Origin of the sequence: Bacillus sp. 179-C3.3 HS (genome assembly GCF_047229225.1) — a bacterium.
Classification (GTDB): domain Bacteria; phylum Bacillota; class Bacilli; order Bacillales; family Bacillaceae; genus Bacillus.
Genome location: NZ_JBFEFT010000002.1, coordinates 196,999 through 220,605 on the forward strand (window position 1 = coordinate 196,999; position 23,607 = coordinate 220,605).

Below are 23,607 nucleotides of genomic sequence, written 5' to 3' on the forward strand. Positions count from 1 at the left end.
ATTAAAGCTCTCCTTCTTGTCGTTGTTGTCTGAGTGGCAAGGTGAGATGAAAAACCGTTCCGACACCTTCCTCGCTTTCAACCTCAATGGTCCCTTGATGTTCTTCAATGATTTTATAGCTGACCATTAAGCCAAGTCCCGTACCTCTTTCTTTTGTCGTATAAAATGGCTCACCAAGCCGCTTTAGTTTGTCCTCTGCCATTCCGCATCCTTCATCACGGAGTGAAATGACAATATGTTCCTCGTCTTTACGCCGAATGCATACAAATACATTTCCTTTTCGAGGCATCACTTCAATGGCATTTTTTAAAATATTAATAAAAACTTGCTTTAATTGATTTTGTTCACAGTATATCAGAGGGATGTCATCCAGCACATTAAGATGCATTTGGACATTGCCAAGGTTCGCCTGTGCATGTAGCAGGTCCATTGTGTCTTTCACAATTTGCACCACATTTTTTTCTTCATATACGATGGCTTGTGGCTTTGCTAAAATCAAAAATTCAGTAATGATGGATTCAATTCTTTTCAGCTCCGATGTGATGACATTGAAATAAAGTGAATATTCTCCTTCAATGTTCCCTTTTAACAGCTGAATGAACCCTTTTAATGCCGTCATCGGATTTCTAATTTCATGTGCAATTCCAGCAGCAAGCTCCCCAACGACATGCAGTGTATCTGATTTTCTTACCCGTTCTTCCAATTCCTTTCTCTCGGTCACATCTCTAAAAATGGCCAGATTCATATTATGAATAATATTTCGTTTAAAAGAGAATTCCATCATACGCTGATCTGGATGATTTAAGACAAATGGTACTTCATTATCGATCTCATCTAATGACATCGATTGTGCAGGCTGGGCCAAGTTTTCGATATGATAAGGGGCGAGAATATGCAATAGATTCATTTCATTTAATTGACCATCCTTGAGGGCAAGAAGTTCACTCGCGGTCGGGTTGACATCAATAATGCGATATTGATTATCAAAGAGAACAATGCCATCCATTGAACCATTAAACACTTTACGGAATTTGAGCTCGCTCTCTCGCAACTCCTGCTCCATTCGTTTCCGGTCACTGACATTACGTAAAATGGTTAAATGCTGCCCTTCAAATACCGCATGCTTCGATGTAAACTCTAGCTCCTTAAATTGTCCATTTGCCATTTCAAACAGGAGTTCTTCCCGTATTTCATGATGTTTAAAATAGCGCCTTCTTGTTGGTCGATATCTCTGATCAGACTTCACTAAAAAATCCGTTAAATTCCGGCCAATCAACTGATGCATCGGTAATTCAAAAATTCGGCACGCTGATTCATTGGCTCTCACAATCACCCCATCGTCAGCCCATATGATGATCGCATCCATCGCATTTTCAAATATTTCCCTAAATCGCTCTTCACTTTTTAACAGCTTTTCTTCCATCATTCTTTTTTCTGTAATATCTCGCATGATGGACATAAAAAAACCACTCATGACATTTGACGTAATGGTTAGCTCGAATAACTTTTGCTGTCCTGATTGAAGAGTAACAGGTAACTCACCCTTCGCCTGTCCTGTCTCTTTTAGTGACATTAACAATTGCAATAAGGCAGGGCGATTTTGTTCTTCTACAAATTCATTTAAATAACGATCAGTTAAATCCTCTTTTTTAAGCTCAAAACTCTGACAAAAAGAGTGATTGGCGTCAATCATACAGCCATCTTGATCAAAGATGACCATACCATCAATCGCTCGATCAAACAAATCCTTAAAAAGCTGCTCATTCATGGATCGTTCACGCTCTAGAATTTTCTTTGAAGAAATATCTCTCATAATGACAATATATTGCTGTTTTAATTCATCCTGTTCTGCAACAAATTCTATATATTTTGTTTCTCCATTTTCAAGGTGAATGGAGATTTCTCTTTTTAATGTCCCTTTTCGGAAAAACGTCTCTAGCGAACAGACAATTTTATTTTTAGGGATGCCGTATAGGAAATCAAGGACGGATTTATGTAGGAGGTCTTCTTTCGGTGTCTGCACGAGTTTGCATGTGGCTTCATTGGCTTGGATGATGTTGAGATGTTGGTCAAAGATAAAAATGGCATCTGACGTCTTATTTAACAGCATGTTCTGCTGCATTAATTCATTTCGTAAATGTTCATTTTCTTTTTCTAATTTTCTGATATCTCCTGTTGTAAATATTTTCTTGTCGTTGAGCGTTTCAGTCATTCTCTTACACTCCTTTTCCTGCCTAACTCCTCTACAATATTTCTACAATATTTTCATTGTTCCTTCATTTGACTCATAAAAAAGAAAATTTTCCAAAGTTAGACTGGTTCATTTATTTCATTTGGATGACACCTTTTTATCAGACAGTCGCTATTGTTACCCTTCTTTTACAACCGTTCGACAATTTCACATCAAATGGCGAAAAGACCAAAAATGTATTTTAGAATGAGGAAAATGAGGGAACAGTGCACATAGAACATTTATGTGTAAATGAATCAGGAAAGGTGATGTTATGGGAGCTACTCGAGATCATTATTTTGATAATGCGAAATTCCTTCTAATCTTTTTAGTCGTCTTTGGTCATTTGTTACGGTCCTTCATTCATGATCATGATGGGATGCTTTACTTATATAAATTTATTTATACATTTCATATGCCTGCCTTTGTATTGGTGTCCGGTTTTTTTGCAAAAGGATTTAGAAAACCTGGTTTTATGAAGAAAGTAGCGATGAAACTGATCATTCCGTATTTAATTTTTCAGGTTATCTATTCTGTCTATTATTACTTTCTTCAGGATCAAAGCATGTCGAGCGTCAACCCTTTTGACCCGCAATGGTCGTTATGGTTTTTAATGAGCTTATTCTTTTGGAACTTGCTACTCATTCCTTTTTCTAAGCTACCGTTCCACTGGGCAATGGTCGTCAGTTTATCCATTGCATTACTTGCCGGCTATGTAGACAGCATTAGTCATTTCCTAAGCTTATCACGGACGTTTGTCTTTTTACCGATGTTTCTAGCTGGCTTCTATTTAAAGAAACAGCATTTCGAACTCATTCGTACTCACGCTGGGAAAGTGACAGCCTTTCTGATCTTAATCGGTGTGCTCATGTTTTGTTATTTTTATGAATTCGATTACTCTTTCTTGTTTGGTTCACAATCATACGCTTCACTTGGTGACGAGGGATTGATTGCTGCTATGAAACGAATGGCATGGTACTTGCTTGCATTTGCAGCTACCTTCAGCTTCTTTGCGCTCGTCCCAACAAGGCGATTCTTCTTTACAAAATGGGGCACAAGAACGTTGTATGTCTATTTACTGCATGGCTTTTTCATTAAGCTATTTAGAACAACATGGTTTGATGATTGGGTATTAAATACAGCTAGCGTTATGATTTTGCTCTTCATCACCGTGCTATTAACTTTCACCTTATCAAGTACCTTTGTCAAAACAGTTGCCCAGCCATTTATTGAACTGAAAATGACCAACCTCATGCGATCCATCACTGGTAGGCAAAGTAGCTATAGCAAATAAAAAAACGATCGAGAATGATCGTTTTTTTATTGTTCATTTTTCTCATCTTGACAGGCTGTATCCTTTTTTGGCTTCATGAACGTTTCAAACCATTTACTACTATTCACATCTCCAAGTTCACTTCCAAATTCCTCTTGTAAGATGTCTGGGTCCATTGGTTTCTTATGTTCTTTCATGTCTTTACTTTTCTCATGTTTTTTAGTCACGAGATGCTCCCCCTTGTTTTCCTTGGTGAGAATTTCGATTTGCTTGCCTGTCTAGTGATTGTTCATCATATTGTGTTTTCCCTTGATCATGTGCCATACTTTCCGTTGGCGTCATATTATTGGTCAGTGCTTCATTTTTCGCTGCTTTTCGTTTCATTTAAGATCCGTCCTTTTTTGTTTGATTTAGTTCTTCTTTTAATTGGGCGAAGAGTTCTTTCATTTGCTTGACCGTGACTGGTTTTTCATCTGGCTTTAGCTCATAGCCAATTTGTCCATTAGCTTCTAGTGTCGCTTTTTTGAGACAGCTGATATCGGAAATGCCTTGTTGTTTTAGTCGCATCTTGAATTGATCTCGTGTGAGTCGCGTTTTTTTCAGCTTATGATCTAGCATTTCGCCATCCTGTAAGATCACCACAGATTTGCCTGAAACAAATTTTTCAAACCAATCAAATTGAATGGAGAGCTTTTCCATGACCACGAGTGCCACAATAAATATGGTTGCTGCAAATATCGTTTCAAGTAAACTATGCTCAATAAACGGTTGAATAATGATGGACCCAATGGATACCATGATGGCCGTTTGTTGCACAGTTAATTGACTAATGGATTTAGGCCCCGCTATTCGTAATAGCAACGTTCCAACTAGCAGCATAATAATCGCTTTCCATAACACTTCCAGCACGTCTCATTCACCTCTTACCTTTAGAATGTGATAATGAAGTTCCATTTAGCCAGTTATATAATGGAAATTAAAAAAACAGCATTCGAATGAATGCTGTTTAGCCAATGATGACACGTTCTTTCGGATAATGATAATTTGCTTCCACTTCTCTGCGACCTATTAAATATAAGAAGCTCGGTATACCAATTCGACCGATAAACATGACCACCATAATGATACACTTTCCAAACACTGAAAGATCTGACGTAACCCCTAATGATAACCCTGTCGTTCCGAAAGCAGAACAAACTTCAAATAGATTTTCAAGCAACGAATTATTCTCTGACAATGTCAACAAAAACGTGGAACCGAACACCAATATACAGGCCATCATCGTCACCATGAGCGATTTATGAATATCCGCATGGTGAAGCTCCCTTTTAAAGATTTTGATGGACTTATTCCCTCTTGCAAAATGAAACAGCGCCAGTATATTGAGGGCAAACGTAGTTGTCCGAATTCCGCCCCCCACAGAGCTTGGAGACGCACCAATAAACATGAGCAAACATAAAAATAACAACGTCGGCTCTGTGAGCTGGGTAATGTCTAACGTCGATAAACCAACACTTCTAGTCGCTGTAGATTGGAATAACGAATAAAACAAAATTTCATGCCAGCTTTTCCCTTGAAAAGAAAATCTCGCTTCTAATGCAAATATAGCGATTGCACCAATCACAATGAGACTGCCATACGTGATGGTGGTGATTTTTGTAAACAATGAAAACGAGGCATGCTTTCGATCTTGATTAAATAAATACTCCTTTACTTCCACTAGCACAGGGAAGCCGATGGCGCCAAACACAATAAGCAACATCGTAATAAATTGAACAAAATAATCATTTTTGTATGGAATGAATGAATTCGCTGTAATATCAAACCCACCATTGGTCGTTGCACTAATACTCGAGAAGAAGCCATGTAGAAAAGCTCCTTGCAAGTCATAATATTTAAGAAAATATACACTTAAAATAAGACCGCCGACAAACTCAATGAGCAAAATCAAATACAGGGCTTGCTTCATGAGCTTCACGATGCCTGATAGATTGCTTTGGTTTTGATCAGCCATGATGAGTTTTCTTTCTTTAATACCGATCCTCTTTCGCATCACAAGCCATACGAAGGTGCCAAGGGTCATAATACCGATTCCACCGATTTGTAGAACAAATGCAAGGATCCACATACCTGCCACACTAAATGTTTGTGAGGTATCAACAACCGTCAGCCCTGTGACACTCACAGCACTCACTGCTGTGAATAAGGCGTCAATAAATGCCCAATTCACTCCCTCTTTGTGAGCAATTGGCAGGCTGAGAAGAATAAGCGACACGGTGACTGCAAGAAAATAATAAAGAGCAATTAGCTGAAAAGGCGATAGCCGCTTAATGAGTTTTTTGATTGGGTTCATTTTCATTTCCTTCTTTAATCTTTCTTTTAGAATACTTTATCATTTTAAAGAAAAGAGACAACCTTTTAAAGATATTTTATGCGATATTTTCTTTTTCATCAAAAAGAAAAAAGACACCCTTCAAAAGGATGTCTTTTCGTCTATCTTATTTTGCTTCTAGTCTTCTAATTCTCTCGTTTAAATCAGGGTGTGTAGAGAAAAGAGATGCTTTTCTTTTACCACTGATTTTCAGTGTAGCGACTGCTGTTTGATCGTCATCTTTGATTCTAGACGTATACGCTTGGAGTGAACGAAGCGCATGAACCATTTTGTCCTTCCCAGCAAGATCCGCACCACCGCGGTCTGCATGGAATTCACGATGTCTAGAATAGGCAAACACGACAAGGCTTCCTAAAATGGAGAAAATAATTTGGAACACAATCACCGCAATAAAGTGGACAATCGGGACAAGCTCTTCACGTGAAACGAAACGGCTTGCGATCCATGCCGCAATTCTTGAAAGGAAGACAACAAACGTGTTGACAACCCCTTGCAGTAACGTCATTGTGACCATGTCACCATTTGCAATGTGAGCCACTTCATGGGCAATAACACCTTCAACCGCTGCATCATCCATTTCTTGAAGCAATCCTGTTGATACTGCAACAAGTGATCTGCTTTTAGAAGGACCTGTCGCAAAAGCATTTACTTCAGGAGATTGATAAATACCCACTTCAGGCATTTTAGAAAGACCAGCTGCTCTAGATAATCTGTGAACGCGATCGACAAGCTGTTGCTCATCATAAGTTAACGTGTCCTTTTCAGGGTTTAACACGCGAACACCCATCATCATCTTTGCCATCCAGCGAGACATCGCAAGTGACATGAACGAGCCAACGAAACCAACAACTGCACTGAATACAAGGAGATAAACTAAATTAAGGCGTCCGTCTGCTCCTATATAAGAACCAACACCAGTTGTTGCACTAATAATCGAAAGGACAATACCAATCGTAGTGATAACAAGAATGTTCGTTAATATAAAGAGAAAAATTCTTTTCATACATAACCTCCGCAATCATATTAAGTTCAAATGAACTTATTACTAAAATTATAAAAATAAACGTCTCAAATTGCAAGGAAAAAGGGATGCATTTTCTCACTTCATCATACGATTTGAACCGTGTCACTTCAACGTTTAAGCAATCAGCCTGACTAAAAAAGTGAACAATTTGTGACAGCAGCTGCTACATTTAGTTTATTTTGCATTTTCGACTAAAAGAGATTATGATGTTGAATTAGATGAATAATCACGTTTTTGACGAACAAATGAGGTGGAACATGGTTACTTTTAAATTAACAAGAATGGACATGACAAGACTTCTTTATTCTCTAAAAGGAGAGGGAGATCTGACTCCGCTTCAACTCTTGAATTTATCTGTAAAGAACGATACACACCATCAATATGACGAATTGAAGATTCCATCGTTTTTCGAGAAGCTCGAACGACGGAAGCAAAAAGCAGAACATGGGCTTTCAACAAATGAAATCGTTGAGCTAGGCAACTTGTGTGAGCTCACATCTCTTAAATCAACGGCGATTCAAAATTGGATCAAACGAGATATTAAAGATATGATTGGTCACCCAGAGCTTGGTAAAAAGTATTCCATTGACCAGGTCGTGATTTTATTAATTGTCAGAGATTTAAAATCGGTGTTTGACTTCGATGCCATTCGGACGATCTTAACGGCATTATTTAACTCCATTACAGATCGAACGGACGATATTATTAGTCCAATCCGTTTTTATGAAGCATATGCACGCATTCTTGATTTTATTTATCACGATACACATTTTCCATTAAAGGAAATGAATCTACGTGAGATGACAGAGGAACAAACAGACAAGCTCCATGAACAATTCACCGAATTAACAAGGAAACAATGGGATTTGATTAAAGGCATCATTAGTTCTACGGTCTTTTCTGTTTTCACGTCTCACTTGCAAAGCACAGCACAAGAAATGATGTGTCATACACTTGAACATTATCAAACAAAAGAGCTACCGAGGTGATCACATCACCTCGTTTTTTTGTGCAGCAATTGCCAGCATAATTCACTCGCTTTTTTTTCAAAATAGAAAGGCGTAACAAAACATGAGGCGAAAGGAGGAATCAGGCAATGGCAAATCGAAATCACCTACTTGTTCCTGGAGTAGAACAAGCATTAGATCAATTTAAATACGAGATTGCCCAAGAATTTGGTGTGACTCTCGGTTCAGATACAGTCTCACGTGCAAACGGTTCTGTTGGTGGAGAAATCACAAAAAGACTCGTACAACAAGCACAATCTCAGATGGGAAATCAATCTAAATAAAGACATGGTGAAATACGCCGGATCTATTCTGGCGTTTTTTATTGTCTAATTGTATGCACATGTCATTTCTTAATGTTGTTCATTATTGGGACGCTTATGGCCACTTTCTTTTTGTGCATGTTTATCAGGACCAGATTTGTCGCGGTGATGTTTTTTCTCATTTGGGTCAGTGGCTTGATTTTTTTTTTGCTCCTTCTGTGAAGAGTTGTCTTTTTCATCATGCCCTTTTTTGCCTTTCGTTTCATCATCAGGCTTCAACTGATGAGGCTTTTGGTGAGGCCTTTGCTCTTCCCTCTCTATATCTTTCTGCTCTTTCTCTTCTTCATTCGGCGTTTCGTTATTTGGATGCGACTCATCATTTTCGTCCGGCTTCACTTTTTCTTGTTCCTGTTTATCTGCTTGTTCCTCATCATCTTGCTTTGGTTCTTCTTGATCAGCGTCCTGATCTTCAGCGTCTTGATCCTTTTTCACGTCTTCTTTTTCATTGTCTTCTTGATTTCTCATATATGACCCTGTTGAGATGCCTGCTTTTTGTGCTTTTTCTCTTGTTTCAAGATCACCTTCAATCGTTTCTAACGTGTAATCGCGTTTTTCATATTCACCAGAGATGGTGTTTATTTTGTTTTTGACGTTTGTTTTATATGTATGATCCTGCTTGTTTTCGTAAACCGTTGCAATATAAATGCTTTTAGATTGGTTAATGTATCCTTTTTCATCACAATCATCTATGATCTTCTGCACGACTTTGGTCATGTCGGCTTTTTCCCAATCTTTGATATTGCCGAGTACTTGTTTTGCATCACTGTTTAGTGGCGTGACACCAATTACTTGATAATTGTCATCTAGCTTTAGCTCAAAGCTTGGGTTAATGTCAATGGTCATATAAGCATACGCTTTTTGACCGGAGAAAGATGGCATCATAGTAAAAATCACGACAATAATCGCTGCGATCGATAGGATACCTGCAAATAATGGACGTAATCGAAGCAAGTCAAAAAAACCGGCTCTTTTTCTATCAAGTCGTGATTCATTCGGAAATGTCACTTCTTGACCGATTTCATAATCTTGCTGTTCATTTTTTGTCCGCAGAAATTGTCCATCAGGGGTCAGCAGTGTGATACATTTTTTATTTTTCTCTACTATAATGCCTCTTCTCATGAACTAAGCACCCCTTTAAGGTAATCTTTCAAATACACATAATCACCTGTCAAAATGATCGCCATTGCAATGATATATTTTCTATTTCTTTCAATCGTTTTACGGCTGACTTCTACAAGCTTTTCTAGCTGTTTGACGGGTAATTGTTTTTTCTGAAATAAAATGTTTCTGAGCTCATCATGTTTGACAAGTGTATAGGCGACTTTAATCGCATTTTGTCTAGCGTCTGCATGCTTCGGTGAATGCTCAAGCAATTCTTGAAACGTTAGACCATATACTTTTAATCTTTCTTTAAAATGTTCAATTTCTTCACGTCGATGTTCTTGTTCAATTAATCGTTTGTATTCATTTGTAGATAACTCTGCTTCAATCATACTTTGTGCATATTCGCCATTCTCATTTTCTTGAGGGTCCATTTGAATGGTTGGCGCATTTCTTGCTTCTTTTCGGATATAGTCTATGACTTTTCGTTTAATAATTAACTCCGCAAAAGCCAGGAGTGAATTTCCCTTTTCGGAAGAATATTTCTCTATTGCTTCATTAAAGGCAATTAAGCCTATGCTAAATTCATCATCTTTTTCATCTATATATCGTTTACAAACGGATGAAACCGTCTTAGCGACAAATGGTTTGTATTGCTCGATTAATGCATTTTGCAGCTCGGTATTTCCTTGTTGGATAAGAATCGCCGACTGCTCTAATGTTTGCTTTTTCTTTCCTTTTTTAAACAAAAGGCTAAGCAATGGTTTCACCTCAGTTCTTCCTATAGTACTCATTTATGATAGCTAATTTATGAGGGAAGCGCAAAGGAAGAAATGAGGAATTCATTTCCTGTTTCTCAATTATGACAGATAAATCTCCATCTCTTTTACAACATTTCGTTTAAAAGCAAAGAAATAAGGGGGTATCTCCCCCTTATTTGTAATATACGTGTTATGAAAATGAAATGATATTTCTTGCAAAAACTTATTCCTCTGCGTGCACTTCTTGTTTTCCCTCGTTCTCTTTCCCACCTTTTCTTGAAGGACTGGATAGGAACCAGCCAAAAGCCGCAATGGCAAGAAGAACCGTCCAGAAAATGATTTTCCACAAAGTTGAGTGGATGAAATCAGAAGATACGACGCCAATTGCTGGATGAGAAAGTGTATAGAGCGAGAGTTTCACACCAACCCAGCCGACAATGGCGAAGGCTGCGGTTTCTAGGCTTGGACGTGTTTTCAGAAGTTTCACAAAGACAGTCGCCGCAAAACGCATAATAATCAGACCTATAATACCACCTAAAAGAATGACGATAAATTGTCCGCCGTCAAGTCCACCGATTTCTGGCAAATTCGTTTTTGGAAGTGTCACAGCTAAAGCGACCGCTGCTAAAATAGAATCTACCGCAAATGCAATATCTGCTAGTTCTACCTTCACCACTGTTGCCCAAAAACCACTTTGTTTTACTTTCGTCTCATCTTCTTTCTTCTTAAATACGTGAGATTTCAAAATATGATGAATGGAAATATAAAGAAGATATATTGCGCCAATTGCTTGAACCTGCCAAACATCCACTAAAAATGAAATCAGGAATAAAGATCCAAATCTCAAGACAAAAGCTCCTGCTAATCCATAAAACAGTGCCCGTTTTCTTTGTTTTTCAGGCAAGTGTTTAACCATGACGGCCATGACAAGAGCATTGTCAGCTGCCAGTATCCCTTCTAATCCAATCAGTACGAGTAGAACCCACCCGTATTCTAAAAGTATTGCTGCATCCATCATCATTCCTCCTTGTTTTTATCTATTGTCCCACAACAGGCAAAAGCTTATGAATACAAAAAAGACCTCTGCCTGTAATGGCAAAGGTCTTGCTAGACATGTCGTATGTAAATCATGCCAACAAAGCCGATGGAATCAGTATCCATGTAATGACGACTTTGTTTCCGGTAAAACCGGACGCTACTCCCCTTTGGTGGGATTCAAATATTTAGATTAGTTTTATCTTAATCAATAGGCACGGGATTGTCAACTTGTTTTCTAGGCAATTGTTTTTTCTTCTTTTTTCTTTCTTCGCTTCAGCCAGATGTAAAGGCCGAATAATAAAACCACACCGATTCCTATTGGCAATAGGTATTGATCTAACATGGAGCCGACTTCTTTCCAATTATCTCCAAGCATAAACCCGAGGTATACATACACGAATGTAATCGGCGTAATCGCCAAGAATGTATATAAGCAAAACACCCACACATTCATTTTTGCGATCCCACATGGAATGGAAATAAGGGTTCTAACCCCTGGAATAAACCGTCCACTGAATGCAACAAAACCACCATGCTTCTCAAAAAACGCATCAGATTTATCAAGTGCTTCAGGCTTTATAAAAAAATATTTCCCATATTTATTTAAAAAGGGTCTGCCACCGTAACGTCCTAACCAGTACAAGGTCAAAGGACCAGCCACACCGCCTAATGAACCGGCAGCTACTACGCCGATTAAGGCCATGTCCCCTTCTGATACCCAGTAGCCTGCAAGAGGCAGAACCACTTCAGCAGGAACAAACTCAATACATAATGCAAGAAAGATGCCGAAATAAGACAAGTTTTTAAAGGCATCTGCTAACGAAATAATGAAATCTTCGATGTTTATCAATCCCTTTCACACATAATCAATCTGACAAGTCGTCTCTTTGTAGAACCGTGCCACATATTAAACGAATGAAAACCGCAAAACGATTCACTTTTCTTCGTTTTTTTACATTAGATTTGATTTTACTATAAAAGAAAGACAAAAAAAACGCTAATTGTGCATTTTCAGTGAATGAAAAGTGAACAGAGACCCCATTTGATCCGATATATGTGGTATATGTCTGTTTTTAGGATACTGGGGGTTTCTCACATGACACATTTTACAGGAAACTACAACGGCTGGCTTGTCTTTCTATCAGTCACTGTCGCCGTTGTCGCCTCCTATTCAGCTCTTCGGTTAGCAAGCCGGGTGATTCAGTCAAACGGCGCAAAGAAAAAGATATGGCTTGTGCTAGGTGCACTGATCATGGGCATGGGAATATGGTCGATGCATTTTATTGGCATGATGGCATTTCACTTAGATTCTCGCATCACCTACGAAACGCCCCTAATGCTCTTATCAATTGTGGCTGCTTTTATCGGCTCTTTCATCGCATTTTCGATCTGCATCCGGCAGCAGCTATCGACCATTCGATTGTATCTGAGCGCGCTGACGATGGGAACGGCGATTTGCAGCATGCACTATCTCGGAATGGAATCAATGGCCCATGTAACCATCCGTTATGAACCGATCTTATTTTTCGTATCGTTTTTGATTGCAGCGATTGCTTCTTTCATATCAATGAAGCTTTTCTTTCGGCTTCATCATTCTGAAAGTAAACAAAAGGACCATCTGTTGAAGATAGCTGGTGCACTCGTGATGGGTGGCGCCATTTCTGGGATGCATTATACGGGTATGGCGGCATCAACGATCGTTTTTCATGCAGGTGGACATGAGACTGCCAGCAGTTCTCTTGAAATGTCTCCATTGAGTGTGTCGGTTGTCATTGGACTGATGACATTAATTGTCCAATTACTCATGATTTTTGGTGCATTTATTGATCATCGAATTATGCTTCAGTCACAAAAATTAAAAGATAATGAACAACGCTTCCAATCGTTAATCAAGCATAATATAGATGGCATTATTGTGTTATCTGTTGATCGAAAGGTGCTTTCTGCTAATGACACTGGCACACACATTTTACACATTTGCAATCATAGGATCGGTGATCAGATAAGCGACTACGTAATGCCTGATCAAACATGGGAAGAATTGATCAATCAATCAAAGAAAGCGATCACACGTGAAACAGAACTGAAAACAACCGATCGTTTTTACTATTATCACGTCACGTATATCCCTGTTCACGTCAACGATACACTGGATAGTATTTACGTGGTGTTCAAGGACTTAACAAAGCAGCGGATTGCTGAAAAGGAAATACAAGTGATGGCACATTATGATGCACTGACCGAGCTACCGAATAGACGGCATGGCATTCAGCATTTAAACAAAATGCTCTCCTCTCAAGAGGAAAATGGCACATCAACCGCAGTCCTCTTCCTTGATTTAAACCGCTTTAAAATTATCAATGATGCACTTGGTCATAATATAGGCGACTTGCTTCTCAAATCTGCCGCGAATAGGCTGACGAAATGTTTACCTGATCACGGATTTATTGCAAGGATTGGTGGAGACGAATTTTTAATGATTTTTTCTCACAAGGAGCATGATCTACATCAAGTTGAACATCTTTGTCAAAACATCATCAAGCAGTTTGAACGACCGTTTTTTATTCAGAATCACCAGCTCATTACATCCATTAGTATTGGAATTGCGAGCTCTCCACAAAACGGAAAAGACAGTATGGAGTTATTGAGAAAAGCGGATATGGCCATGTATTTATCAAAAAAACATAAACAAAGTCGCTACGAGTTTTTCACCGAATCAATGGAACGATCAAGTGAGGACAGATTGATTCGAGAATTAGAGTTAAGAGATGCCATTCAAAATGAACAATTTGTTCTTCACTACCAGCCTCAAGTCAGTGCTAAAACGAGAAGAATGACAGGTGTTGAAGCGCTTTTAAGAATGAAAGCACCAGATGGCTCCCTTACATCACCTGATGCATTCATTGAATTAGCTGAAGAGTCGGGTCTCATCATTGATATCGGTAAGTGGGTGATCGATACAGCATGCCAACAGGCAAAAAGGTGGCATGACAAGGGACTAGACATTTCGGTGTCTGTTAATTTATCAGCGAAGCAGTTCAACTCTGAGGACTTAATTGATTTAATCAAACTCACGCTAAAGAAATATGATGTCAAACCGTCTTTACTGGAACTTGAGGTCACAGAAAGTACGACAATGGAAAACATTAAGCAATCCACACAAGTCCTTACACAACTAAAGCAGCTTGGTGTTCGTATTAGTATTGATGATTTTGGAACAGGGCACAGCTCTCTTAGCTATTTAAAGGATTTACCGATCCACAGACTTAAAATTGATAAGTCCTTTATTGAGGATATATTAAGTGATTCAAAATCTGAGCAAATCACAGGTGCCATTATTGCCATGGGGCATCAACTCTCTCTCGAAGTCATTGCTGAAGGGGTTGAGACATTTGCACAGGCACAGCTGTTATCTTCACAGGGCTGTGACGATTTCCAAGGATTTTATTATGCAAGACCACTTCCAGCAAGCGACATTGAAAAATTTATCGCTTATCCTGTTGAACAGCCACACATATAAAAAAAGGTGCCCCGTAGGCACCTTTTTTCACATGTGTTTATCGAAATAATAAATGCTGACTGTGTATCCCTGCTTTTTTGAGCAAACCAATTAATTGCTCCTGTTCTTCACGCGTCAATCCAGAAAATGCTCGCGCAATGCGAAGTGAGTGGATTGGATAAATCTTATCAAGATAATTACGTCCTTTATCTGTTAAATGGGCATAAACAGATCGTTTATCCTTTGGATCTTGTTCCCTTTCAATGAACCCATTTCGTTCTAACTTATCAATTACATACGTCACATTCCCACTAACAAGTAGGAGTCTTGATCCAATTTGCTGAAGTTTTTGAGCGCCTCTTGTGTACAGTAACTCAAGAACAGCAAATTCAGTTGGATTAAACCCATGCTCTTTGCTATCTCTAATACTGTGTTCTGAAACGCTTTTAAATGCTCGTGCAAATACTTTGTAAAGCGTCATTGAACGTTCTACTTCTTCTTCATTAAACGATAGTCTCATCACTTATCTACCTCTTATAATATTTTTTTAACTTCAAGGCTTTCTTGCGGTGCAGTTGGAGCCTTTCGTAAAAAATAGAAGTACTACGTTTCTGAAAACCCTTTCAACCATATCAGTGACTCCATTCGTGTTATGTATAGAATTTCGATATAAACTTTTAAAATCCTTCTTATTTTTCACAATCCACTCGAAAAAAAGCTTTTTTAGCAAACCATCTTACGACCGTATACTTTAACATTATCTGTAAGGATACGACATTTCCTTTTACCTTTTTCGTCAATATTCTACAAAATTCAATATTGATATAATATTAAGCACCTATAACCGTTTTGATCTCACATATGTATATGCTGTATTTCGAGAACATTCACACGTTATGTCATGACAAAAATCGATATTCTTTTTACAGTCATTTGGTGAGATCATGTTCGTTGTGACACGTTGATGCACCGTTCACTTATGTTAAGTTTTCTTCCATTCATTTCAGGTATTTTCATTCATATGTGAAATATTCTAACAAACGTTAGGTTTTTTCAATGGTTGTTTTATATAATAAGAAGAAAAGACTTGCAGGGGTGAGTATATGACGCAAGAAGAAGTATCTTATAAGGATAAAAAGGTCATTTCAATCGGAATCGTCAGTGAGTTAACTGGTCTTTCCGTTAGGCAAATCCGCTATTATGAAGAACGGAAACTCATCTACCCCCAGCGATCAACAAGAGGCACGCGAAAATATTCCTTTTCCGATGTAGAACGTTTAATGGATATTGCCAATAAACGAGAAGACGGCGTCCAGACAGCGGAAATTTTAAGGGATCTGAAGAAAAAAGAACAAGCTCTAAAAAATGGACAATTTAAGAAAAAAATGTTGGAAGGACAAATCAATGCACACTTTCGGTACAAAAATCGATAAATAAAAAGAATCGCTCTATTGAACGATTCTTTATTCCCCTTCCACGACGCCTACAAAGTCAATGAGGACACCTTTTGTAGGATCTTCCTTGATCCGAAGCGCAATGGCCTTTTTCTCTTTCGTTCGAGCATCTTGATAATTCGCATGGAACACATGAATACTGGCTTCTTCTAATTGAAAATCATCATAAGATAACTTCTCAATGCCCCAATCCTTTTTTAATTTCAAGATCTCATCTGGATGAGGCACAGCTCCTTCGACATAAATGTGTTCCATTTTTCGTTTATTTCCTTCTGTAATCGCTTCAAGCATTCGCTCTGCTGCTACTAGCCTTCTGTCTTTCCCCTCATCTTCTCTCTGACATGCCATGAGCAAAAGCATACACATCAACATGAGTAAGAATTTCTTCATGATTTCTCTCCCACCTTCTCCTTAAAATGTAAAGGATGGAAGCGCTATATGCAATCTTTATTCAAAAAAGACTGTAAAACGTCACGTTTTACAGTCTTTTTGCTTACATGAGTGTATGCAGGAACGCTGTTGCAATTCCAAAATAGATCAGCAGTGATAAAATATCATTTAATGTTGTAATGAGCGGCCCAGATGCAATCGCCGGGTCGACGTTTAATCTGTGTAAAATAATCGGCACGACAGTACCTGCCATCGTTCCGATAATGAGTGTCGCAAGAAGGGAGGAACCAACCACAAATCCTAAAATCAAATTCCCCTGCCATATCATGGCAACGACAGTAATAATGATTGAACAGACAATCCCAATGTAAATACTTGTTCTCATCTCTCTAAAAATCAGGCGCACAATCGTTTTTTTCGTTAACTCTTCTTTTGATAGTCCTCTAATAACGACTGCAAGTGATTGCGTCCCAGTATTCCCTGTCATCCCAGCAATCATTGGCATGAAGAAGGCTAAAGCAACCACTTGTTGTAATGTATCTTGAAAATAATTTAAAATACTGCCTGAAATCAGACCAATAAACAATAGTAAAATGAGCCATGGTAGACGTCGATATGCCGCCACAAAAGCCGGCGTATCAAATGTGATGTCTTTACCAGATGCAGCAAATTTCTCATAGTCTTCTCCCGCTTCTTGAATGACGACATCAATGATATCATCGACTGTCACAATCCCAACCAGCACGTTGTTCTCTTCGACTACAGGAATGGCAAGGAAATCATATCGTTCAATCAGTTTGGCGATTTCTTCCTGATCTTGAAATGCCTCCACTGCAATCACTCTTGTAAACATCAGATCCTGCACTTTCTCATCTGGTTCACCTAAAATTAAATCTCGGTATGAGAGTACCCCTACAAGCTGTTTTTGCTCATTGATCACATATAAATAGTTAATTGATTCAGCTATTTCGGCAAAGCTTTTTAGCTTCACAACCGCATCCTGCACCGTATAGTGCTGAGGAATCCAAACAAATCGGTTGGTCATGATACGTCCCGCTGTTTCAGCAGGATAATTCATGAGGAGCTGAACGGCTTTTGACTCTTCGGCTTCCATGTTGGATAACAACTGATCTTTCAGCTCATCATCCATTTCATCAAACAGATTGGCTAAATCATCGTTATCCATTTTGTTGGTCACGAAAGTCGCTTTGTCTTTCCCTACTTTTTTCAGGACGATCTCTTGATATTCCCGCTCAAGTTCACCCATCATTTCCGTCAAATCATCGACTGATAAAAAAGTCAAATAACGGCCACGGTGCTTCTCTGGAAGCTCCTTAAATAAATAAGCCATATCATACGGCTGGAGTTCTTCCATGATGTGTTTAAATTCTTTACGTTTGCCATCTCTTAATAAAATAATGATCCTTAATATGAGTTCATCATACGAAATATTCTGTATCATTCGTTGTACCTCCCCGTCTTTAGAAGATACCTGATCCCTTAGAATGCGCGGGGTCAGGATCTCCTTTTTCTGTAGCCTCTGGTTGATCATCTGACATATTGTCTATGTGTCTCGAATCGGGATAATCCATTCCCGCACCTCCTTCTCTCAAAAAAAAAGCACCTTCAAACGAATGAAGGCGCTTTGTAGGCATAACAAAATAAACCCTTGCTCCTTCAATCGTAGAGCTTTAGCACTGTATGGCATAGGAACAAAATCCAGCTGCATTAAAAATCACCTTATGTCGATGATTTCTGTTGACCCATTGGCGTCTTTGGACATTTTTGGGCAGCAGCGTATCTCCATATAGGAGCCTCACCTAACGAAGTCTCATATTGTTAACACAAATGAGATTACAGAAAAAGTGGATTGATGTCAATAAGCAAGGTGCCAAGCCGAATCATGTATTCGCTTACTTTTAGAAAAAAGCGATAGGCATTGTCCTATCGCTATACATGCTTTATTCCTCTTCCGGCTGATTCATATCTTCTTGGGAGAGTAGATGAAAAGAATCATGCAAAAACAAAGCATATCCTTCTCCATCGGGATGCGGAACATATTCCGCATGATCCATACGCTGTTCTTCTTTTTTCTTCATATTCTCTCGCCTCCTTTCCTTTTAGTTTGTCCGAACGAAAAAACCTTACACATGAAACGTGTAAGGTTCGATGAATGATCAATCATCCCATTCTTGCTTTAAGATTTTGCCTGTTTTAGCGGAAATCTCAAAATCGACTTCATCACCATTTGGTGTGGTGATTTCGATTTCATAGATATACACACCATCCTCTTGATCTAAATCCGAATCTGTGACCGTGCCTTTCACTTTCGCAAGGGCAATTTGCTCTGCTTGTTTCTTAGAAATTTTGACATGTTGTTTCTTTTCTTTCACTGGGTCATTTAAGGCTTTTCCTGTTTTTGCATCCACGAATACTTTATATTCATGACCGCCTTTTTTAATCTCGACTTCATACACCCATTTTCCCTTTTTACGCTCAAGATCCACATCATCTACATATCCCTTGACGACTTTTAGGGCTGCTTTTTCAGCTTGTTTTTTTGACACAAATGATGATGCCTGTTGCACCGATTCTTCTGCATTTACCGTTTGATTATTTTGTGCTTGTAGGGAGAAACCACCTGCAACAAGCGCACCTGTTACTACTGTAGCGACGATTACTTTTTTGAACATGTTTATTTCCTCCTCTGTTTCATTTCTCCTTTATCTTAAGAAATGAAGATGAAAAAGAAAGGAAAGAAACATGAGAAATTGATGAGAAAAGGATTAATTTTCGTAAGTAATTCCTTCAATTTCTCCTGTATAGGCATTCACTAACACTTCAGCCTCTCGCTCATTCGGCAAATCGATTTCCACCTCAAAAACAAGTAATCCGTCATTCGTATCAAGATCAGCATCATCCGCCGTACCGCCAACTTCTTTTACCGCGATTTGGATGGCTTCGTCTACAGTGATTTTGGTCGGTTTCTTTTCCTTAGGGGTCGCTGTTTTCTTTACTGTCTCCGTCACTTTCAACGTTTGCTTGTCGACCGCCACTTGATAAAGGTCTTTTTCTGATTGGATTGTGAACGTAAAACGGTCTGACTTCTCTTTCCTTTGAATGACTGTTCCGTTTACTTTATGAACCGCCACTTCTTCCGCTTGACTTAGTGTATTTTGTTCTATTAGATCTTGATTGCTTTTTAACTGCTTGATTTCTTTCGTTTGACCCGTTGCGGAAGAAGCAATGATTTGATAGGTCCCTTTTGAATTTTCAAGCGTCAAAGTGTAGTCCTGGTTACTATTGATTAAATCGACATGTGTGATGTGCCCGTCGTAATCTTTTGCAATGATTTTTTTGATTTCTGATTCGGTTAACGTTTTTTGTTCAAAGGTTTGGATGATGATGATGACAAACATGATTAGTACGGTGACGCACCCTGCGAGGGCAAGTCCCATTTTCATTTTTCTAGACATTCTGCGCCTCCTTCCTATTCTCTATTTTATAAGGAGTACATGAGAAGTTGATGAGAAAGGCTTATTTATTTCTGAAAAAGGATCGTCATGTTTGTTCCTTCATTTAAATGGCTCTCAATCGTTAGCTGAGCCCCATGTTCTTCAGCAATGAGTTTCGCAATCGACAGTCCAAGCCCCGTTCCACCTGTCTCACGGTTTCTCGCTTCATCCACACGGAAAAAACGGTCAAAGATTTTCGGCTGATCTTCTTCCCTTATGCCAATCCCTTTATCGATAACAGAAATAAATGGCTTGTCTTCAACGAACCCGCAGTTTACTTGTACCGCCTCTGTACTATATTTCAATGCATTATCAATGAAAATGGTCAATAGCTGTTTGATTTTCTCTTCATCACCTTCAGCAAATACTGGCTGATCTGTTTGGACATGCAGGTGAATCGTCCGATCAGTTGCCACCTCAAGTGTATGACACACCTGCTTGCACATCCTGCCTAGATCCATTGGCTTCATATCTAGATGTGCCGGTTGACCATGTTTGGCAAGCGTTAATAACTCATCTGTCAGTCTCTTCATTTTTCTTGATTCCTCATGAATGGCTTGTGACGCCTCTTCAATCACATCAGGTTTTGTTTGTCCCCAGCGCTTTAATAAGTTGCTATAGCTCATAATGACGGTAATGGGGGTTTTCAGTTCATGCGATGCATCGTGTAAAAATTGTTGCTCTTTTTCGTAGTGTTGCTCCAGTATTTCTGACATTTCATTAAATGTTTGTCCCATTTGATTCAATTCATCCTTAGAATCGCCTGTTAATTCAATTCGTTTAAAAGCTTTATCTCTCATACTCTCCTTCATCGTATTCGTCATTGTGCGAATTGGACGGACAATTTGTTTGGTTAAAATATGCCCTGTGAAATAGGAAAGAGCAATGAATAGAAGACCTACTGCAATTAAAATGATTTTTAATAACGACAAGTTTTCTTCTGTATTTTCAATTTCTTCAAATACTTGCAGCGACACCACTTCTCCATTTGCCCAAATGACTGGAATAGCGGCAAACGCAACCATACGCTGGCGGTATTCGATAATGTCCGCTTTCTGACCAGCTTCATATGTAAAAGGGAGTGAGCTAAATGTTGATTCCTTTGTAATCGTCAGTTTCGATTCATCATCTTGAGTAACGACACGTATCATCCCATTTTGCGGGAGATAGGCACGCAACAGCTCGGAGGACGGGAGACCCTGCTCTTCTGATTTTTTTAACGCAATGGTCATATTCTCAGCTACCTCAGACAAGCGCGACATATCCTTTTGTGTGAGGGTATATGAAAAAATAAAATAAATGGATGTATGGAACAGCAATACCATGAAGAACAATGACAACGATGTATAAAGTTGGATCTTATTTTTTAACCTCATTCTTTATCCTTTCATCACATAACCCACACCTCTTACTGTGTGGATGAGCTGTTTTTCAAATGGATAATCGACTTTTTTTCGTAAATAACGAATATACACATCGACTACGTTCGTGTCTCCATAATAATCGAAGCCCCAAACGGCTGTTAAAAGCTGATCCCTTGTGAGTACTTGCTGTTGATGTTTGAGCAAATGAACAAGTAGATCATACTCTCTTGGGGTCAACTCAAGCATGTGATCGCCTCTTTTGATCTCTCTTGTTTTCTCATTCACTCTCAAATCTGCTAGGCTGAGTTCTGCTTCATTTTCTTCTTGTGTCTGTATGTTGAATCTCAACTGCGCTCTAATCCGTGCGAACAATTCTTCTATGTCAAATGGCTTTGTAATATAATCATTTGCGCCAAGATCAAGACCACTTACCTTATCTGGAACACTCCCTCTCGCCGTAATCAAAATAATGGGAGTGGTGTTATTCGTTTTCCGAACCCTTCTTAGCACTTCAAGACCGCTTAATTCTGGAAGCATCACGTCAAGCAGGACTAAATCGAAGCTCTCTTCCTTCAAAGCTTCGAGTCCTAAAGCCCCTGTCTCTTTCACTGTCACCTCATATCCTTCATATTCAAGTTCAAGTGAAAGCACCCTTGCAATTTTCTTTTCATCTTCGACCACGAGGATCTTCCCTTTATTCATTCCTATCTCTCCTATCTGAAAGCATGCTGTATCTTTACATTATTATAAGGTTGCCTGCCCGCCTTTGGAACAGTCTCAATCTTCATATCCTATCTTTTCTTGAATAAAGACATTTATATTCATAAGATCAAGGATTCAATTGATACGAATCGATTTCCCTCCTACCACCCCTTACATTATATTCAAAAAACAACAGCCGTTTAAAAAACAATCTTCATCACTATTTTCTATTGTTTATTCATTCAATTAAAACTAGTCCTTTCCACCCATTTCCATCAATATATACACAAGCTCACTACACATCATTTTCTTCTTTTTCATATGATATCAAGTGTTTCTCTCATCATACGACGTCTTTCAACAATAGGTGATAAGATCTGCACCGCTGATAATATTTTGATTATTTTAAAAATTATTACAATTGACCCTTTTCGATGGAGAGGTTGTTTTATACAATAATATTACGCAGCCTGAATCTACTTTGAAAACAAAATAAGGAGGGCTTTCTTATGAAAGGTGAAATTCGCTTAATTCCGTATGAAGTAAAAGCCAATGTGATGGAAGCGAAAGAAACGCCAGAAAGTATTCAGGAGATTAAAGCACCCGATCTTTGGTCAAGTGGCTTCAAAGGGAAGGGCATGACTATTGCCGTCCTTGATACAGGTTGCGACACAGAACATCCAGATTTGAAGGATCAAATCATCGGAAGAAAGAACTTCACTGATGATGATCAGAGCGACGCTGAAAGTGTGAAAGACTACAATGGTCACGGCACCCATGTAGCCGGAACCATTGCGGCAACAGATCGCAATGGCGGAATTTCAGGTGTAGCCCCAGAAGCAAAGCTACTCATCGTAAAAGTTCTTGGCGGTGAACATGGAAGTGGGAAATATGAATGGATCATTAACGGGATCAATTACGCTGTCGAGCAAAAAGTAGACATTATCTCTATGTCTCTTGGTGGACCTAGCAACGAACCAGCCTTGCAGGAAGCCATTGAAGCAGCAGTCAAAAGCGGTGTACTTGTTGTTTGTGCAGCAGGCAACGAAGGTGATGGGGACGAGCGTACCGAAGAATTCTCCTACCCAGCTGCATACAATGAGGTGATCGCTGTCGGTTCTGTCTCACTTACTAGAACATCCTCTGAATTTTCCAATGCCAATAAAGAAATCGATCTCGTCGCTCCGGGGGAAAATATTTTATCCACTCTTCCCAATCATAAATATGGCAGGCTCACAGGGACTTCAATGGCTGCTCCACATGTCAGCGGTGCACTCGCCATTATTAAAAATGCCGAAGAGGAAGCCTTCCAGCGTAAGCTGACAGAACCTGAAGTCTATGCACAACTTGTGAGAAGAACCCTACCACTACAACAACCCAAAACCCTTGTAGGAAATGGATTTTTATATTTAACGGCACCAGATGTACTTTTAGAAAAAACAGTAGAAGCAGATCTTTTATCTCTCTAGGTAGATAAAGGTCCTGAGAAAAGAAAGAATTTTCTCAGGATTTTTTTAATTAAAATTATTCAAAA

24 protein-coding genes and 2 riboswitches are annotated in these 23,607 nt (G+C 39.0%); of the genes, 6 read left to right on the forward strand and 18 right to left on the reverse strand.

Going from position 1 to position 23,607, the window contains the following annotated elements:
- Position 1: 1 nt before the first annotated feature.
- On the reverse strand, positions 2-2,212 hold the full coding sequence (locus AB1K80_RS02710; protein ID WP_412855078.1) for a PAS domain S-box protein: 2,211 nt from the start codon (positions 2,210-2,212) through the stop codon (positions 2-4).
- A 292-nt stretch (positions 2,213-2,504) separates the two neighbouring features.
- On the opposite strand from AB1K80_RS02710, the gene AB1K80_RS02715 reads away from it, so the two are divergent.
- A complete protein-coding gene (locus tag AB1K80_RS02715) occupies positions 2,505-3,524 on the forward strand; it encodes an acyltransferase family protein (RefSeq protein WP_412855079.1) in 1,020 nt (339 codons plus the stop codon).
- Between the two features lie 26 nt (positions 3,525-3,550).
- Here AB1K80_RS02715 and AB1K80_RS02720 read toward each other — a convergent pair whose 3' ends face one another.
- The 5 genes from AB1K80_RS02720 to htpX form a co-directional block, all read right to left on the reverse strand.
- Entirely contained in the window at positions 3,551-3,730 is a 180-nt protein-coding gene (locus AB1K80_RS02720; protein ID WP_412855080.1) for a hypothetical protein, read from the reverse strand.
- Positions 3,723-3,887, reverse strand: coding sequence for a hypothetical protein (locus AB1K80_RS02725; protein WP_412855081.1), 165 nt, complete (start codon positions 3,885-3,887; stop codon positions 3,723-3,725). The genes AB1K80_RS02720 and AB1K80_RS02725 overlap by 8 nt, the downstream gene beginning before the upstream one ends.
- The gene (locus AB1K80_RS02730) at positions 3,888-4,412 is read right to left on the reverse strand and encodes a DUF421 domain-containing protein (protein WP_412855082.1); all 525 of its coding nucleotides are present in this window, start codon (positions 4,410-4,412) and stop codon (positions 3,888-3,890) included.
- Positions 4,413-4,509: 97 nt separating this feature from the next.
- Positions 4,510-5,856 carry a TrkH family potassium uptake protein gene (locus AB1K80_RS02735; RefSeq protein ID WP_412855083.1) on the reverse strand — a complete coding sequence of 449 codons (1,347 nt, stop codon included), beginning with the start codon at positions 5,854-5,856 and terminating at the stop codon, positions 4,510-4,512.
- A 145-nt stretch (positions 5,857-6,001) separates the two neighbouring features.
- Complete coding sequence (htpX, locus tag AB1K80_RS02740; protein WP_412855084.1) at positions 6,002-6,898, reverse strand: protease HtpX; 897 nt, start codon at positions 6,896-6,898, stop codon at positions 6,002-6,004.
- A 278-nt stretch (positions 6,899-7,176) separates the two neighbouring features.
- Here htpX and AB1K80_RS02745 point away from each other — a divergent pair, with 278 nt between their 5' ends.
- Together AB1K80_RS02745 and AB1K80_RS02750 are read left to right on the forward strand one after the other, a co-directional pair.
- Positions 7,177-7,908 carry a DUF1836 domain-containing protein gene (locus AB1K80_RS02745; protein WP_412855085.1) on the forward strand — a complete coding sequence of 244 codons (732 nt, stop codon included), beginning with the start codon at positions 7,177-7,179 and terminating at the stop codon, positions 7,906-7,908.
- Positions 7,909-8,015: 107 nt separating this feature from the next.
- Entirely contained in the window at positions 8,016-8,210 is a 195-nt protein-coding gene (locus AB1K80_RS02750) for a small, acid-soluble spore protein, alpha/beta type (protein WP_412855086.1), read from the forward strand.
- 69 nt (positions 8,211-8,279) lie between these two features.
- Here AB1K80_RS02750 and AB1K80_RS02755 read toward each other — a convergent pair whose 3' ends face one another.
- The 4 genes from AB1K80_RS02755 to AB1K80_RS02770 form a co-directional block, all read right to left on the reverse strand.
- On the reverse strand, positions 8,280-9,368 hold the full coding sequence (locus tag AB1K80_RS02755; protein ID WP_412855087.1) for an anti-sigma factor domain-containing protein: 1,089 nt from the start codon (positions 9,366-9,368) through the stop codon (positions 8,280-8,282).
- On the reverse strand, positions 9,365-10,120 hold the full coding sequence (sigI, locus tag AB1K80_RS02760; RefSeq protein ID WP_412855088.1) for an RNA polymerase sigma factor SigI: 756 nt from the start codon (positions 10,118-10,120) through the stop codon (positions 9,365-9,367). The genes AB1K80_RS02755 and sigI overlap by 4 nt, the downstream gene beginning before the upstream one ends.
- A 214-nt stretch (positions 10,121-10,334) precedes the next feature.
- Positions 10,335-11,126 (reverse strand): TerC family protein, encoded by a 792-nt coding sequence (locus AB1K80_RS02765; RefSeq protein WP_412855089.1) that lies wholly within the window; start codon positions 11,124-11,126, stop codon positions 10,335-10,337.
- A 38-nt stretch (positions 11,127-11,164) separates the two neighbouring features.
- Positions 11,165-11,327: riboswitch (yybP-ykoY riboswitch) on the reverse strand.
- Between the two features lie 57 nt (positions 11,328-11,384).
- Entirely contained in the window at positions 11,385-11,999 is a 615-nt protein-coding gene (locus AB1K80_RS02770; RefSeq protein WP_412855090.1) for a DedA family protein, read from the reverse strand.
- A gap of 246 nt (positions 12,000-12,245) precedes the next feature.
- On the opposite strand from AB1K80_RS02770, the gene AB1K80_RS02775 reads away from it, so the two are divergent.
- Positions 12,246-14,669: an EAL domain-containing protein gene (locus AB1K80_RS02775; RefSeq protein ID WP_412855091.1), complete on the forward strand. Its 2,424-nt coding sequence runs from the start codon at positions 12,246-12,248 to the stop codon at positions 14,667-14,669.
- 37 nt (positions 14,670-14,706) lie between these two features.
- On the opposite strand, the gene AB1K80_RS02780 is transcribed toward AB1K80_RS02775, so the two are convergent.
- Positions 14,707-15,171 carry a MarR family winged helix-turn-helix transcriptional regulator gene (locus AB1K80_RS02780; protein WP_412855092.1) on the reverse strand — a complete coding sequence of 155 codons (465 nt, stop codon included), beginning with the start codon at positions 15,169-15,171 and terminating at the stop codon, positions 14,707-14,709.
- A gap of 580 nt (positions 15,172-15,751) precedes the next feature.
- Here AB1K80_RS02780 and AB1K80_RS02785 point away from each other — a divergent pair.
- Positions 15,752-16,081 (forward strand): MerR family transcriptional regulator, encoded by a 330-nt coding sequence (locus AB1K80_RS02785; RefSeq protein ID WP_412855093.1) that lies wholly within the window; start codon positions 15,752-15,754, stop codon positions 16,079-16,081.
- A gap of 30 nt (positions 16,082-16,111) precedes the next feature.
- Here AB1K80_RS02785 and AB1K80_RS02790 read toward each other — a convergent pair whose 3' ends face one another.
- The 7 genes from AB1K80_RS02790 to AB1K80_RS02820 form a co-directional block, all read right to left on the reverse strand.
- On the reverse strand, positions 16,112-16,492 hold the full coding sequence (locus AB1K80_RS02790; protein ID WP_412855094.1) for a hypothetical protein: 381 nt from the start codon (positions 16,490-16,492) through the stop codon (positions 16,112-16,114).
- Positions 16,493-16,595: 103 nt separating this feature from the next.
- On the reverse strand, positions 16,596-17,954 hold the full coding sequence (gene mgtE / locus AB1K80_RS02795; RefSeq protein WP_412855095.1) for a magnesium transporter: 1,359 nt from the start codon (positions 17,952-17,954) through the stop codon (positions 16,596-16,598).
- A gap of 207 nt (positions 17,955-18,161) precedes the next feature.
- Positions 18,162-18,327, reverse strand: a riboswitch (M-box (ykoK) riboswitch).
- Between the two features lie 126 nt (positions 18,328-18,453).
- Positions 18,454-18,591 carry a hypothetical protein gene (locus tag AB1K80_RS02800; RefSeq protein WP_412855096.1) on the reverse strand — a complete coding sequence of 46 codons (138 nt, stop codon included), beginning with the start codon at positions 18,589-18,591 and terminating at the stop codon, positions 18,454-18,456.
- A 78-nt stretch (positions 18,592-18,669) separates the two neighbouring features.
- Positions 18,670-19,185 (reverse strand): PepSY domain-containing protein, encoded by a 516-nt coding sequence (locus AB1K80_RS02805; RefSeq protein WP_412855097.1) that lies wholly within the window; start codon positions 19,183-19,185, stop codon positions 18,670-18,672.
- 93 nt (positions 19,186-19,278) lie between these two features.
- Positions 19,279-19,968 carry a PepSY domain-containing protein gene (locus tag AB1K80_RS02810; protein WP_412855098.1) on the reverse strand — a complete coding sequence of 230 codons (690 nt, stop codon included), beginning with the start codon at positions 19,966-19,968 and terminating at the stop codon, positions 19,279-19,281.
- A 65-nt stretch (positions 19,969-20,033) separates the two neighbouring features.
- Complete coding sequence (locus AB1K80_RS02815; protein WP_412855099.1) at positions 20,034-21,383, reverse strand: sensor histidine kinase; 1,350 nt, start codon at positions 21,381-21,383, stop codon at positions 20,034-20,036.
- A gap of 3 nt (positions 21,384-21,386) precedes the next feature.
- Positions 21,387-22,073, reverse strand: coding sequence for a response regulator transcription factor (locus AB1K80_RS02820; RefSeq protein WP_412855100.1), 687 nt, complete (start codon positions 22,071-22,073; stop codon positions 21,387-21,389).
- A 509-nt stretch (positions 22,074-22,582) separates the two neighbouring features.
- Here AB1K80_RS02820 and AB1K80_RS02825 point away from each other — a divergent pair.
- The gene (locus AB1K80_RS02825) at positions 22,583-23,542 is read left to right on the forward strand and encodes a S8 family peptidase (RefSeq protein ID WP_412855101.1); all 960 of its coding nucleotides are present in this window, start codon (positions 22,583-22,585) and stop codon (positions 23,540-23,542) included.
- The last annotated feature ends 65 nt before the right edge of the window (positions 23,543-23,607 follow it).

Excerpts from the sequence above, each read along its gene's own strand:
- AB1K80_RS02710 (WP_412855078.1), bottom strand. The coding sequence starts at position 2,212 with ATGACTGAAACGCTCAACGACAAGAAAATATTTACAACAGGAGATATC.
- AB1K80_RS02715 (WP_412855079.1), top strand. The coding sequence starts at position 2,505 with ATGGGAGCTACTCGAGATCATTATTTTGATAATGCGAAATTCCTTCTA.
- AB1K80_RS02725 (WP_412855081.1), bottom strand. The coding sequence starts at position 3,887 with ATGAAACGAAAAGCAGCGAAAAATGAAGCACTGACCAATAATATGACG.
- AB1K80_RS02735 (WP_412855083.1), bottom strand. The coding sequence starts at position 5,856 with ATGAACCCAATCAAAAAACTCATTAAGCGGCTATCGCCTTTTCAGCTA.
- htpX (WP_412855084.1), bottom strand. The coding sequence starts at position 6,898 with ATGAAAAGAATTTTTCTCTTTATATTAACGAACATTCTTGTTATCACT.
- AB1K80_RS02745 (WP_412855085.1), top strand. The coding sequence starts at position 7,177 with ATGGTTACTTTTAAATTAACAAGAATGGACATGACAAGACTTCTTTAT.
- AB1K80_RS02750 (WP_412855086.1), top strand. The coding sequence starts at position 8,016 with ATGGCAAATCGAAATCACCTACTTGTTCCTGGAGTAGAACAAGCATTA.
- AB1K80_RS02755 (WP_412855087.1), bottom strand. The coding sequence starts at position 9,368 with ATGAGAAGAGGCATTATAGTAGAGAAAAATAAAAAATGTATCACACTG.
- AB1K80_RS02765 (WP_412855089.1), bottom strand. The coding sequence starts at position 11,126 with ATGGATGCAGCAATACTTTTAGAATACGGGTGGGTTCTACTCGTACTG.
- AB1K80_RS02775 (WP_412855091.1), top strand. The coding sequence starts at position 12,246 with ATGACACATTTTACAGGAAACTACAACGGCTGGCTTGTCTTTCTATCA.
- AB1K80_RS02785 (WP_412855093.1), top strand. The coding sequence starts at position 15,752 with ATGACGCAAGAAGAAGTATCTTATAAGGATAAAAAGGTCATTTCAATC.
- AB1K80_RS02790 (WP_412855094.1), bottom strand. The coding sequence starts at position 16,492 with ATGAAGAAATTCTTACTCATGTTGATGTGTATGCTTTTGCTCATGGCA.
- mgtE (WP_412855095.1), bottom strand. The coding sequence starts at position 17,954 with ATGATACAGAATATTTCGTATGATGAACTCATATTAAGGATCATTATT.
- AB1K80_RS02800 (WP_412855096.1), bottom strand. The coding sequence starts at position 18,591 with ATGAAGAAAAAAGAAGAACAGCGTATGGATCATGCGGAATATGTTCCG.
- AB1K80_RS02805 (WP_412855097.1), bottom strand. The coding sequence starts at position 19,185 with ATGTTCAAAAAAGTAATCGTCGCTACAGTAGTAACAGGTGCGCTTGTT.
- AB1K80_RS02810 (WP_412855098.1), bottom strand. The coding sequence starts at position 19,968 with ATGTCTAGAAAAATGAAAATGGGACTTGCCCTCGCAGGGTGCGTCACC.
- AB1K80_RS02815 (WP_412855099.1), bottom strand. The coding sequence starts at position 21,383 with ATGAGGTTAAAAAATAAGATCCAACTTTATACATCGTTGTCATTGTTC.
- AB1K80_RS02820 (WP_412855100.1), bottom strand. The coding sequence starts at position 22,073 with ATGAATAAAGGGAAGATCCTCGTGGTCGAAGATGAAAAGAAAATTGCA.
- AB1K80_RS02825 (WP_412855101.1), top strand. The coding sequence starts at position 22,583 with ATGAAAGGTGAAATTCGCTTAATTCCGTATGAAGTAAAAGCCAATGTG.